Genomic DNA, 11896 nt, shown 5'->3' on the forward strand with positions numbered 1-11896 from the left:
ATGGAATTTGAAGAAAACCTGCTGCAAGCAGTCGACATTGCGCGCCAGGCGCCGTCTTCGCACAACTGCCAGCCATGGAAGCTGGTGCACATCGAAGACAGGCGGATGCGGGCGCAGCTTTTGCCGGCACATGCTTGGCCGGAGCACGGGCAGTTGCTGCTGCTGGGCATCGATCGCAAGCGTACGTTGAGAGCACTACCCGGTCTTACGCTGGAAATGCAGCTCAGTTGCGGCATGTTCCTCGGCTTGTTGAGCGCGGCCTTCGATGCGCTGGGCTTCCACTGCAACTGGCACTGGCTGGATATGCCGGATACGCAGGCCCCGGCGGCCATGCCGTCCTTGCAATCGCTGGAACAACGGTATGGCTGCCGGGGCCTGGTGTTGCTTGCTCTGCAGCCGCAGCGCGTTCCAGATGCCACGGCATTAGCCGGGTTGCAGGACGGCGTCCGGCAGCGCCGTACCCATCGCGCGCCGTTTGCCGAGGGCAGTTGCAGTGACATGGTGCTCGCGCAATTGCTGGAACGGCACTGGCCGGAACAGCTGACCGGGGACCAACTGCAAATCCGGGTGGAACGCAGCCCGGCCTTCATTGCCCGTGCCGCCGATTTGGTACGGCAGTTCGCGGCGCTGGACTTCTCCAGCTACCGCGCATGGAAGGAAACCTACCGCTACCTGCATTTCGATCCGCGCAAGCCGGCCGAGGACGGTTTTTATCTGCATAGCCTGATGGGACCGATGTCGCCGCTGCGTACGCGCATCATGCAATGTGTGCTGGCGCCGGAGGTCATGCAAGTGCTGCGCATCGTGCGCGTGCCGCATAACATGGCGGCGCAACTGGCGGCGCTGGTAAAAGACTCAGCGCAACTGCTGTTGTGTAGCCTGCCGTCGGACGACGTCGCATCGACGGTGATGGTCCAGGCCGGCGCGCGCCTGATGGAAGTATGGCTGAACGCGCAGCGGCTCGGACTTGCGCTGCACCCGCTCAGCGTGATGCTGCAGCACGACCGGGCGCGCGGCGAATTGCAGCGCCTGGCCGGCGGCGACCGGCGCATCGTTTTCTTCACGCGCCTCGGTGCGATCAGGCAGCGGCACGGCGAATGCCTGCGTAGGCCGCTTGCCGCCATCATTGAAACCCACGGCGAGACAGTCTGATCCCCCCGCCATAAGTAAGCGGTCAGCCCGCGGCGTTATGTTCATCGGCCAGCATGGCCAGCACAATCTCCTCACGGTCGGAAATTTCCAAGCTGGTTGTCGCTTTTTATGCGGCTTTTTTGGCGTGGTTCAAAAACGGTCATTTTTAGGTAGTATGGGCCGAGCGTATTCCTTCCACCTGAGCAATGGAGTTTCAGTATTCCGGAAGTGAGTCCAGGCGGCGAGAGAGAGGGGCAACAATATCGCTCAACCACAACAATTCACGCGGCGCGTGTTACCCGAGTTTGAGCCACGCCCATATTTTTTCCTTTGTCGACAAAAAAGGGGGGGCAGGGCATAAATTTCAGTGCGTCATTGTCTTGAGCGCGCACGCATGGTCTGGTCATTCAAGATTCCATTAATACGGCCTGACGGCCCATTCAAGGTTTTATTATTCCGTTCAAGTTTCTATTCGGGCGGAACAAGGCCTGTTACGTCCTAATAGAAACTTGAATGGCCCCTCTGCAAAATCAACAATTTAGGATTTTCGACCTGCGGACCAGGTGCAGGTAAAAACTTGAATGGATCCCCGTGCCAGCAACTTTTCACCGCACAAGAATAATATAATCTTGAATGGCTTACCACAGTCGAGGGCGGCGTGCGCTGTATGCGCCTTTTTCAAGACGGATGGCTCACTCCTTGGAAAGGGAAAGGGCCACGTCCAGCGCGGCCTTCTTGACTGCGGCGGCGACCGCGTCCGCTGTCGCCTGGTCCCCCAGCGCCCTGGCGAGCGACACCCCGCCGGGAAGTATCGACAACAAGGCCCAGGCTCGCGCCAACCGGTCGGCAACACCGCCGCCGGGCAGCCCGTCCGCGACGGCATGCGCAAGCGCGTCGAGACTCCCCTGCACGGCTTCCTTGACGTGATCGCTGGCGCGGCCGACCTCAGGCACGAGGCTTTGTAGGGCGCAGCTTTCGGCCAGGTCGCAGGTGCGCTTCGGGCCGAGATAAAAATCGACGAACCTGCCGACCCATTGATCGCCATGGGCCGCACGCAAGGCGACGACGGCGTCGTGCAGCTCATCAATACCGGCCACCACCGATTCCTTGAATGCCGCCTCTTTTGACGAGAAATGCACATAAAACGCCCCGGACGTGACGCCGGCTTGCTTGGCCAGGCCGTCGATCCCGACGCCGCCGAAACCGCCCTTGCGGAAACCACGACCGGCGGCGTCGAGGATGCGTTTCCGGGTCATTGTCTTCTGTTCGTCGCGGGACATGTCGGGCTTTCTTGTGGGTTAAAGCGTCATTATAGTTGACCAAATAACGAACGTTATGTATATTTGAAATCACGATCGTTATGTTAATGATCGCGCCGCGCGCGACATCGCGTCCGGTTTAACCTTACCCAGGATTTATCGCCATGCCTCTTACACTCACACTGACCGAAGGTGTCCTTCCCCTGGGCACCGAAAAGCTGGCCGTCGCCCAGATCACGGATGCCTTCCTCAAACACCACGGCCTGACCGGAAACGAGACGATGCGCGCCAACATTACGGCGAACGTCCACGTGCTGCCCAGGGACGCCACGTTTTCAGGCGGACGCAATTTCGCTGGTGCCTGGGTCGAATGGAAGGTGCCGTCGTTTGCGCTTGCCGAACGCAAGGTTCAGCAAGGCTTCTTTGCCGAGGCGACCAGCATCATCCACGACCTTTCGGGCGGAGTGCAGCCGAAGGAACACATCTATGTCAACGTGGTCCACGCGGTTGACGGTGGCTGGAATTTCAACGGGCAAGCCATGACGAATGGCGAAATCGTCGCCGAAATTACCAAGGGCTAACGCCGCATGCGCGGACGGCGGAATGTCGCCCGCGCAATTTTTGCCGGAAACCGATCTGTCGTCGCCAGCCAGCGAAGCCGATCGGCCTGCACCGTTTGCCACGCGCGAGGTCCAGGTCACCGTTTAGGCGCTCCGGATTGCCGCATCGGGGATAATAAGCTCGCGTCAACCCGCCCATACCAAGAACGAAAGAAATAATTCACATGGAAACTACATCGATGCAGGCCTTCGGCGCGGGCATTTTCGCGCTCGCGCTGCTGCACACCTTCACCGCGAAATACTTCGAGATATTGGCGCACCGGCACCCGCGGCACGCCGGACTGCTCCACCTGATGGGCGAGGTCGAGGTGGTGTTCGGTTTCTGGGCCTTGGTCCTGGTCGTCGCGATGGCCTTCGTGTCGAGCGGAAAACAGGCTTTGACCTATGTCGAGTCGCGCCAGTACACCGAACCCCTGTTCGTCTTTGTCGTGATGGTGGTGGCCGCCTCCCGACCGGTGCTGGAGGCGGTGGGGCGCTTGCTCGCCGCACTGGCGCGCCTGGCGCCGGTGCGCACGCCGCTGGCGCTGGCGTGGCTCGGCCTGGCGGTGGTGCCGATCATGGGGTCGCTGATCACCGAACCGGCCGCGATGACGCTGGCGGCCCTGATGCTGGCGCCGCAAATTTTTCGCAAAGGCATGCCGGAATGGCTGAAGTACGCGGCCCTGGGCGTGCTGTTTGTGAACGTCTCGATCGGCGGCACGCTGACCGCGTACGCGGCGCCGCCGGTTCTGATGGTGGCCACCACATGGCAATGGGACAGCGCGTTCATGGCGACGACATTCGGCTGGCGGGCCTGCCTCGCGGTGCTGATCAATTCGACCGTCGTCACCTTCCTCCTGCGCTCCCACCTTCGCGACGCGGACGCCGGGTCGGCGCGCGGCCACGCCAAGCCGGTGCCCTGGGTCGTCAGCGCGATCCACCTGGCGTTCCTGGCCGGCGTCGTCGCGTTCGCCCACCATCCGGTGGTGTTCATTGGATTGTTTCTTTTCTTCCTGGGCTATACGCAGGCGTACGAACATTATCAGAATCCCCTGATTCTGAAGCAGGGCTTGCTGGTGGGGTTTTTCCTGGCCGGCTTGGTCGTGCTCGGCGGAATGCAACAATGGTGGTTGCAACCGATCGTCTCGACGCTGGAACCGACCGCCCTGTTCTTCGGCGCGCTCGCCTTGACCGCCATCACCGACAACGCGGCGCTGACCTACCTCGGCTCGCTGATCGCCGGCATGTCGGACCACGCCAAGTACATGCTGGTCGCCGGCTCCGTGGCGGGCGGGGGATTGACCGTCATCGCCAACGCGCCCAACCCAGCGGGCGTGGCGCTGCTCAGGCGCGGTTTCGACGACGACTCCATCGGCACGGTCGGCCTAATATTGGGCGCGCTTCCGCCCACCATGATGGCTGCGTTGTTCTTCCTGCTATAGAAGCAAGCTTGAAATGTGCTATGGTCGAGACGAACGCGGGCAAACGAATTCACCACAACCGAGGCGGAAAAGCATGAAGAAAATCCTTGTCCCTTGCGACGGCTCCGACAACGCGTTGCGCGCCGTGCGCCATGCCGCCACGTCGGCCCGGGAAAATCCTTCCATTGAAATTGAGCTGCTGCATGTGCTCGACCCCATGACGTTCAAGTCGCAGGCCGCCCTGCTGTCCCCCGACGAACTCAGCCGCCTGTGTCCGGACGAGGCCAACCACGTGCTTCAACCGGCGCGGCGGATTCTGGAGGAAGGCGCCATTCCCTACCGGGTGCGTTGCCGCGTGGGTCCGGCCGCCGGCGAAATCGCCGCGCAGGTGCATGAATCGGGCAGCGACGGCGTCATCATGGGCACCCGCGGCATGGGGCAGATCGCCAGCGTAATGATCGGCTCGGTCGCCAGCCGCGTCGTGCATCTGGTCGACGTGCCAGTCACCCTGGTCAAATAGCGCATGGCCGTCGATGATCCAGCGGCGGGGATGGCACAGGCGGCGCCATCCGGTCCGGCCGCGCACGCCTGGCATGCGATGGACGCACAGGCGGTGCTAGACGTTGTCGCGACGTCCCGCACCCAGGGCGTTTCCGACGCCGAGGCGCAGCGGCGCCGCGCCGAATTCGGCGGCAACACCCTACCGTCGCCGAAGCGGCGGGGGCCGGCGCGGCGGCTCCTGCTCCAGTTCCACAATGTCCTGATCTATGTCCTGCTGGGGGCCGCGGCGATCACCGCCGCCCTGGGGCATTTGGTCGACAGCGGGGTAATCGCCGGCGTGGTGGTCATCAACGCCTTGATCGGCTTCGTCCAGGAAGGCAAGGCCGAGCGGGCGCTCGACGCCTTACGCCAAATGTTGTCGTTCAATGCGCAGGTGCTGCGCGAGGGCAGGCGGCGCGAGATCCCGGCGCACGAGCTGGTGCGCGGGGACATCGTCTTTTTGAGTTCCGGCGACAAGGTTCCCGCCGACTTGCGCTTGCTGGAGATACATAGCCTGCGCATCGAGGAGGCGGCGTTGACCGGCGAGTCGGTCGCCGTCGACAAGGGGGGGCAAAGCGCGCCGGCCGACGCCGCGCTGGGCGACCGCGCGTGCATGGCCTATTCCAGCACGCTGGTGACCTACGGCCAAGGGGTGGGGGTGGTGGTGGCCACCGGGGCCGGGACGGAGATCGGGCGCATCAGCGCGATGCTGGCGGACGTGCAGGAACTGGCCACGCCGCTGTTGCGCCAACTGGCGGCGTTCGGCCGCTGGCTCACCTGGGCGACCCTGTTGCTGGCCGGCCTCGCTTTCGCCTTTGGCACCTGGGTGCGCGCCTATTCCGCGGCGGACATGTTTCTCGTCGCCGTAGGCCTGGCGGTGGCGTTGATTCCGGAGGGATTGCCGGCCATCATGACGATCACGCTGGCGATCGGCGTGCAGCGCATGGCGCGGCGCAACGCCATCATCCGCCGCCTCCCCGCCGTGGAGGCGCTCGGTTCGGTCACCATCATCTGCACCGACAAGACCGGCACGTTGACGCGCAACGAGATGACGGTGCGCCGCGTGGTGACCGCCGACGCCATGTTCGACGTGTCCGGCGCCGGCTACGGGCCCCATGGCGGCTTTGCCGTCGCCGGCGGCGAGGTCGACCCTGCCGCCTATCCGGCGCTGCGGGAAATCGGCGTGGCCGCCTTGTTGTGCAACGACGCCGCGCTCTGTCAAGCCGGGGGCGAGTGGCAACTGGCGGGGGATCCGACGGAGGGCGCCCTCGTCGCCCTGGCCATGAAGGTCGGCCTGGACCAGGCTTTCGAGCGGGAGGCGCTGCCTCGCGTCGACGTGATCCCGTTCGAGTCGGAACACCGTTTCATGGCGACGCTGCACCACGACCATGGCGGCCGGCGCCGCATATTCATCAAGGGTGCGCCGGAGATCATCCTGGCGCTGTGCCAATGGCAGCGGGAAGATGGGCGGGACGGGGCGCTTGCCGCAGCGTATTGGCGCGACAAGACCGAAGACGCCGCCGCCCGGGGGATGCGCCTGCTGGCCGTGGCGACGCGGCCGGCCGCGCAGGACATGGACGTGCTCGGCTTCGCCGACGTCGACCTGGGGCAATTCACGCTGCTCGCGGTGCTGGGGTTGTCCGATCCGCCGCGCGAAGAGGCGATCGCGGCCGTGGCGCGCTGCCGCTCCGCCGGCATCCGCGTCAAGATGGTCACCGGCGACCATGCCGCGACCGCCCGCGCCATCGGCGAGCAGTTGGGTTTGGCGGCGCAGATCAAGACCCTGTGCGGCGCCGAGATGGAGGCGATGGACGACACCCGGCTTGCCGCTGCTGTGATGGACACCGACGTCTTCGCCCGCGCCAGCCCGGAACACAAGCTGAGGTTGGTGCGGGCGCTGCAAAGCCACGGCGAGGTGGTGGCGATGACGGGCGACGGTGTCAACGACGCGCCCGCGCTGAAGCGGGCCGACGTGGGAATCGCCATGGGCCGCAAAGGCACCGAGGTGGCCAAGGAGGCCGCCGAAATGGTGCTGGCCGACGACAACTTCGCCTCCATCGCGGCGGCCGTCGAGGAGGGGAGGGGGGTCTACGACAACATCCGCAAGGCGATCGCCTTCATCTTGCCGACCAACGGCGGGGAGGCCGGCATGCTGCTGACGGCCATATTGTTCGGCCTGACCATGCCCATCACGCCGGTGCAAATCCTGTGGGTGAACATGATCACCGCCGTCACCCTGTCGCTGGCGATCGCCTTCGAGTCCCGCGAAGCCGATACCATGGGCCGGCCGCCGCGCGATCCCCGCGAGCCCCTGTTGACGGGTTTCCTCGTTTGGCGGATCGCCTTCGTCACGTTCCTGATCGTTGCGGGCGGCATGGGCTTGTTCCTATGGGAGACCGATCAAGGGGCGAGCCTGGAGACGGCGCGCACCGCGACCGTGAACGCGCTGGTCATGGGGGAGATTGTCTATCTGTTCAACGTGCGCCGCTTCACCGCCCCGGCGCTGACCCGGCAAGGCATTTTCGGCAATCCATACGCGCTGTGGGCCGTCGCTACGCTGCTGCTCTTCCAGGCCCTGTTCACCTACCTCCCGGCGATGCAGCGCCTGTTCGGGACGGCCGATATCGGCGCGGCGGCGTGGGCGCGTATTGTACTGTTCGGCGTCGCGGTATTGCTGGTCGTGGAGCTGGAGAAATGGTTGCTCTTCCGGTCAAAGTTCTTTGCCGGGACGAAGCGGGCAACGCCGTCCGCGTAGGCGGGCAACGAGCGACGCGGCCCGCGCTGGAAAACCACCGCTGGCGCCAGCGGGATCGAACGATGGCGCGGTCGTACCGTGCGCTCCATGAAAGGAAGCAAGGATGAACATGGCTGTTTCTTATCAATCAAGGCAGATGGCGCGGGCCGGTCTGCTCTCGCTGTCGATCCTGCTGTCGGGCGGTCGCGATGCCGTTGCAGCCAAGCCCGCGTTGCCGGCGCGCGCCGCAGCGGCACCTGCCGCCGACGTCATGGGGGACCTGCGTCTATTGGCGCAGCAGCGTCCGAAACGATGCGGCGCCGACGAGCCTGCGCAACAGGCGCCGGGCTGGCGCGCCACGGCCGTCGAGTGCGCGTGGCAAGGCCGCTTGCAGATGCGTCGATGGAGCGCCTTGCCGGCCGCCGGCAACGCCTGTGTGAGCCAGGCGGCGTTGTGGTGGCAGTGGCAGCAGGCGCGCACGGGCATTGCCGCGCCGGCCGCCTGGGATGCGGCTTGGCCGGCACAGGGCCTTTCCGGCATTTCATCCGGGCGGCAGCGCCTCGCGGTCATCGAAAAATCGGCGGGCGGCGCGTGGACGGCCTCGGAATGGACCTGGAACCCCTCGCCCCGCGCCGCGACCCGCCAATGGCAGATGTCCCGCTGGGAACTGTTGGCGACCGCCGCCGCCAAGCTGCGTCCCGCCGTGCGCGGTGCCGCCGGCGCCGAGGCGGCGGCGCTGCGCGCCGCGTGGGAGGCGAATCTGCGCGGTCGCGCCGGCGAGGTGCTGGCAGACGCCTGGCTATGGGAAAGCAACGGCCTTTGCATGCGCATGGAAACGGCCGGCCTGAGCCAGGCGCAGCAGCACCTGCCATATTCGCGCGACGAGGTGCGCCACGAACAGCGCGCGGCGATGCAATTGCAGCTGGCGCGGCGCTTTCCCCGTGCCACGTGGCTGACGCCGTTCCGGCTGGTGTCGACGCCGGCCGCGAATAAGGGCGGCGGGGCGAAATACGAGGCCATCTGGCTGGAGGACGGGCTTGTTAAAGGGCAGCTTTGGATGCCGACCAAGACCGACGGCGCCATTGTCCGCGCCAGGATCGTCGCGGTCTTTCCCGTCGAACCGGGCGGCCGGCCGCCGGGGCCGGCCGTCGCCAACCGCCGCGCCGCGATCGAGCGCGAGTTGGCCGGCCTGGCCGCGATCTGGGAGGCCGAGCATGAATGAAGAACTGTCGGGCCTGCAGTCCCTGCTGTTGTCACCCCTGGCGGTCATTGGCGCCGGCCTGATGCTGTCGCAAATTGTCGGCCTGCTGCTGCAAACGCGCGGCGTCCCCAAATTGTACGGCGCCGTCATCGCCGGCCTGGTCCTCGGGGTAAGCGGCCTCGGCCTGGTGGACGCGCCCCTGATCGCCATGTTCCAGGAGCTGTTCAACGCGGCCGCCGCGCTGGTGTTGTTCGAGGTCGGCCGCAAGATGGACCTGGCCTGGCTGTGGCGCAGCGGGCGCCAGGGCGCCAGCCTTGTCCTTGCCTGCCTGCTGCGCGGCGTCGCCACGCTGTTGTGCCTAGTCGCCTTCGGCCTCGGCTGGGGCGAGGCGGCCTTCATCGGCGCCATCCTCATCGCCGTCAATCCCATCGTGTTCTCGTCGATGGTGTCCGACTCGAACGCCAGCGGCGTGGCCACCAACGCCAGCGCCAACATGGTCGGCCTGAGCAATCTGATCGCCCTGCTCGCCGTCGGCGTGGCCTTGTCGTGGCTCAAGAGCCACGACCTGGAGGCGGGTGTCGGCTTCGTCCAGGAGCTGGGCAGGCAGATAGAAAAATTGTTCCTGGGCGCGGTGATCGCGCTGCTGTGCTACGGCCTGTACGCGCTGGCCACGCGGGCGAGCAAGGCGCAGGCCGGCATGCGGCCGGGCATGCTGCTCGCGGCCCTGCTGATGGACCTGGGCCTGTGTTCGGTCAGCGCGTCGAGCGCCTTGCTCTCGCTGCTGCTGATGGGACTGTTGCTCAGGAACGCCGAGAAGAGGGACAACGTGTTCCAGGCGCAGATCAAGACCGGCCAGGAGATCGGCTACGCGCTGCTGTTCATGATGTCGGCCTCGCTGGTGAACGTGCAACAGTTGATGCACGTGCCGACCCTGCTGGTCGCCGCAGCGGTGTTCGCCGTGCGCATCGGCGTCACGCGGCTGGCGTTCATTCCCGGCCTTGCGTGGAGCGGGCGCAAGAAGCACGCGATGGCCATCTCGCTGTGCTCGCTGGTGAGCTTCGGTTCGCTGGTGGTGGACAATTCGAGCGCCGGCTATCCGGGCCTGGGCGAGCTGGCCGCGCAAACGATGCAGGCTTTGCTGGGATTGAACGTGCTGCTGGCGCCGGGCCTGACCTGGTGGGGGCTGAAAATGGCGGGGGAAACCCATGAGGAGGTGGTGAATGGTTAATCCGGCAACCGCGGGCGGTGCGGCCGCAGACAAGCAGGCGTTGGCGGTGGCCGGCGCCGGCCCCGCCTTCCTGCCCGAATTCAACCGGTCCAAGCTCGGCTCGATGGGGATCGAACTCGAATTGATGGTGCTCGACCGCCTAACCTACGACCTGTTGCCGGCGGCGCCGGACATCCTGCGGCTGCTCGACATGCAGGAAAAAAAGTGGGTGGCGACGCCGGAAATCACCACCTCGATGCTGGAGGTGGCCACGTCGATCCTCGGCGGCTACGCTGAGGCCGCCGGCGAGCTCGAGGAAATACGCGCCAGCGTGCAGCGCGCCGCGTTCGCCGTGGGCGCGGCCATTTCGGGCGGCGGCGCGCACCCGTTCCAGCGCTGGAACGAACAGCGCATCTACCCCAAGGAGCGCTACTACGAGTCGGCCAAGAAATTCGGCTACCTGGCCAAGACGTTTACCGTGTTCGGCATGCACGTGCACGTCGGCGTGCCGTCGGCCGACGAGGCGATACGCGTGTGCGCCTGGCTGACGCAGCGAGCGCCGCTGTTCATCGCCCTGTCGGCCAATTCGCCCTGCTGGCAAGGGGAGGACTCGGCTTTTTGCAGCGCGCGCAGCAACGTCGTCAGCGCCTTCCCTATGAGCGGGACCATGCCGGCGCACATCCGCACCTGGGCTCAGTTCCGGGCCCATTTCGAGCGGCTGGCGGGGCATGGCATCGTCAACAGCATCAAGGATTTTTACTGGGACGTGCGGCCCAAGCCGGAATACGGCACGATCGAGCTGCGGGTACTCGACACGCCGCTGAAGCCGGCCTATGCGGCCGCGCTGGGAAGCTACGCGCGCGAGTTGTGCATCGAGGTCTACGACAGGCCGGGCCGGTGGCCCAGCGACGATTGCCAGGAGCTGTACGCGTGGAACCGCTTCAACGCCGCCAAGGAAGGCGTTGGCGCAAGCTGGATCGATCCGGAGGACGGCAGCCGGCGCCAAGTCGCCGACGTCGTGCGCGGCGATCTGGAGCGCCTGGCACGAAGGACCAACGACCCCGGTTTCGGCCAGGCGGTGCGCGTGATCGAGGCGTTGTTGGCGGACGGCGGCCAGGCCGGCTGGCTGAGGGGGCACATGGACGCGGGTTCGGGCATGAACGACATCGCCCGCGTCGCCAGCGAGCAATTCGAACACAGATGAGGCAACCCAGTTCCGAACGTGCTTGATTTTTTCGTATTGAGGTAATGCGCGGCTGTGTTCGCGTGAACTCCACGAGGTGCCGCGCCCCGCCGCGTCCTGTAAAATGCTAGTTCAGCAGGGGCCTTCATGGTCCCTTTGGTTCCCTCCTCTTCAAGGGGGGGGGATTTTTTTAGTAGAAAAATCCCCCTACCAATTGTTTTCCAAAGACGGTCGGCTTGCTGTTGTAAGCATCGCATGCGGAAACCACTCCGAACGAATGCGATGGAGTTGTTTGTAACGGCGCTTGCAGGCTCGACGATGGGTGCTGCACATGCTTATTGTCCAAGATGCAGAAAAGCTTTTATGTGCACGATTGACGATTCTGTGATCGCGAAGATAAATCGCCTCTTGGTCGGCACGCGGCGCGACACGTTTTCCAACGTCCTCAAGACACACAATGCCGTTCAGGTCGTGCATCGATCGCATCTATCCTTGTTGGGCGATTCTCGAGTACCTCGCAGCTGGCTTCCCCGATCCGTGGGGATGGCTGCGAGCGCAGCCTTGTTCCGGTCCACCCAAGCGTATTCCGCCGCGCCGACCTGCAATCCACCACCTCTTACC

General features: G+C 65.1%; 10 protein-coding genes. 8 read left to right on the forward strand and 2 right to left on the reverse strand.

Going from position 1 to position 11896, the window contains the following annotated elements; genetic code table 11:
• On the forward strand, nucleotides 1–1152 hold the full coding sequence (locus QC826_RS01055; RefSeq protein ID WP_279764027.1) for a nitroreductase family protein: 1152 nt from the start codon (nucleotides 1–3) through the stop codon (nucleotides 1150–1152).
• Between the two features lie 671 nt (nucleotides 1153–1823).
• On the opposite strand, the gene QC826_RS01060 is transcribed toward QC826_RS01055, so the two are convergent.
• Entirely contained in the window at nucleotides 1824–2411 is a 588-nt protein-coding gene (locus QC826_RS01060) for a TetR/AcrR family transcriptional regulator (protein WP_279764028.1), read from the reverse strand.
• A 143-nt stretch (nucleotides 2412–2554) separates the two neighbouring features.
• Between QC826_RS01060 and QC826_RS01065 the strand changes: the two genes are divergently transcribed.
• The 7 genes from QC826_RS01065 (at nucleotide 2555) to QC826_RS01095 (ending at nucleotide 11296) form a co-directional block, all read left to right on the forward strand.
• Nucleotides 2555–2971 (forward strand): 4-oxalocrotonate tautomerase, encoded by a 417-nt coding sequence (locus QC826_RS01065; protein ID WP_279764029.1) that lies wholly within the window; start codon nucleotides 2555–2557, stop codon nucleotides 2969–2971.
• A gap of 203 nt (nucleotides 2972–3174) precedes the next feature.
• On the forward strand, nucleotides 3175–4431 hold the full coding sequence (locus tag QC826_RS01070; RefSeq protein ID WP_279764030.1) for a putative Na+/H+ antiporter: 1257 nt from the start codon (nucleotides 3175–3177) through the stop codon (nucleotides 4429–4431).
• Between the two features lie 73 nt (nucleotides 4432–4504).
• Nucleotides 4505–4930: a universal stress protein gene (locus tag QC826_RS01075; protein WP_279764031.1), complete on the forward strand. Its 426-nt coding sequence runs from the start codon at nucleotides 4505–4507 to the stop codon at nucleotides 4928–4930.
• A gap of 30 nt (nucleotides 4931–4960) precedes the next feature.
• Entirely contained in the window at nucleotides 4961–7705 is a 2745-nt protein-coding gene (locus QC826_RS01080) for a cation-transporting P-type ATPase (protein ID WP_409567846.1), read from the forward strand.
• Nucleotides 7706–7808: 103 nt separating this feature from the next.
• Nucleotides 7809–8906: a hypothetical protein gene (locus tag QC826_RS01085; RefSeq protein WP_279764033.1), complete on the forward strand. Its 1098-nt coding sequence runs from the start codon at nucleotides 7809–7811 to the stop codon at nucleotides 8904–8906.
• On the forward strand, nucleotides 8899–10113 hold the full coding sequence (locus tag QC826_RS01090; RefSeq protein ID WP_279764034.1) for a cation:proton antiporter: 1215 nt from the start codon (nucleotides 8899–8901) through the stop codon (nucleotides 10111–10113). Before QC826_RS01085 ends, QC826_RS01090 begins: the two co-directional genes overlap by 8 nt.
• The gene (locus tag QC826_RS01095) at nucleotides 10106–11296 is read left to right on the forward strand and encodes a YbdK family carboxylate-amine ligase (protein WP_279764035.1); all 1191 of its coding nucleotides are present in this window, start codon (nucleotides 10106–10108) and stop codon (nucleotides 11294–11296) included. Before QC826_RS01090 ends, QC826_RS01095 begins: the two co-directional genes overlap by 8 nt.
• A gap of 186 nt (nucleotides 11297–11482) precedes the next feature.
• Here QC826_RS01095 and QC826_RS01100 read toward each other — a convergent pair whose 3' ends face one another.
• Nucleotides 11483–11752 carry a hypothetical protein gene (locus QC826_RS01100; protein WP_279764036.1) on the reverse strand — a complete coding sequence of 90 codons (270 nt, stop codon included), beginning with the start codon at nucleotides 11750–11752 and terminating at the stop codon, nucleotides 11483–11485.
• Nucleotides 11753–11896: the final 144 nt, after the last annotated feature.

Source organism: Rugamonas sp. DEMB1, from assembly GCF_029834475.1.
GTDB classification, from domain to species: domain Bacteria; phylum Pseudomonadota; class Gammaproteobacteria; order Burkholderiales; family Burkholderiaceae_D; genus Rugamonas; species Rugamonas rubra.

Bases quoted from the DNA above. Each gene is read 5' to 3' on its own strand.
- QC826_RS01055 (WP_279764027.1), top strand. From the start codon at position 1: ATGGAATTTGAAGAAAACCTGCTGCAAGCAGTCGACATTGCGCGCCAG.
- QC826_RS01090 (WP_279764034.1), top strand. From the start codon at position 8,899: ATGAATGAAGAACTGTCGGGCCTGCAGTCCCTGCTGTTGTCACCCCTG.
- QC826_RS01070 (WP_279764030.1), top strand. From the start codon at position 3,175: ATGGAAACTACATCGATGCAGGCCTTCGGCGCGGGCATTTTCGCGCTC.
- QC826_RS01100 (WP_279764036.1), bottom strand. From the start codon at position 11,752: ATGCACGACCTGAACGGCATTGTGTGTCTTGAGGACGTTGGAAAACGT.
- QC826_RS01060 (WP_279764028.1), bottom strand. From the start codon at position 2,411: ATGTCCCGCGACGAACAGAAGACAATGACCCGGAAACGCATCCTCGAC.
- QC826_RS01080 (WP_409567846.1), top strand. From the start codon at position 4,961: ATGGCACAGGCGGCGCCATCCGGTCCGGCCGCGCACGCCTGGCATGCG.
- QC826_RS01085 (WP_279764033.1), top strand. From the start codon at position 7,809: ATGAACATGGCTGTTTCTTATCAATCAAGGCAGATGGCGCGGGCCGGT.
- QC826_RS01095 (WP_279764035.1), top strand. From the start codon at position 10,106: ATGGTTAATCCGGCAACCGCGGGCGGTGCGGCCGCAGACAAGCAGGCG.
- QC826_RS01075 (WP_279764031.1), top strand. From the start codon at position 4,505: ATGAAGAAAATCCTTGTCCCTTGCGACGGCTCCGACAACGCGTTGCGC.
- QC826_RS01065 (WP_279764029.1), top strand. From the start codon at position 2,555: ATGCCTCTTACACTCACACTGACCGAAGGTGTCCTTCCCCTGGGCACC.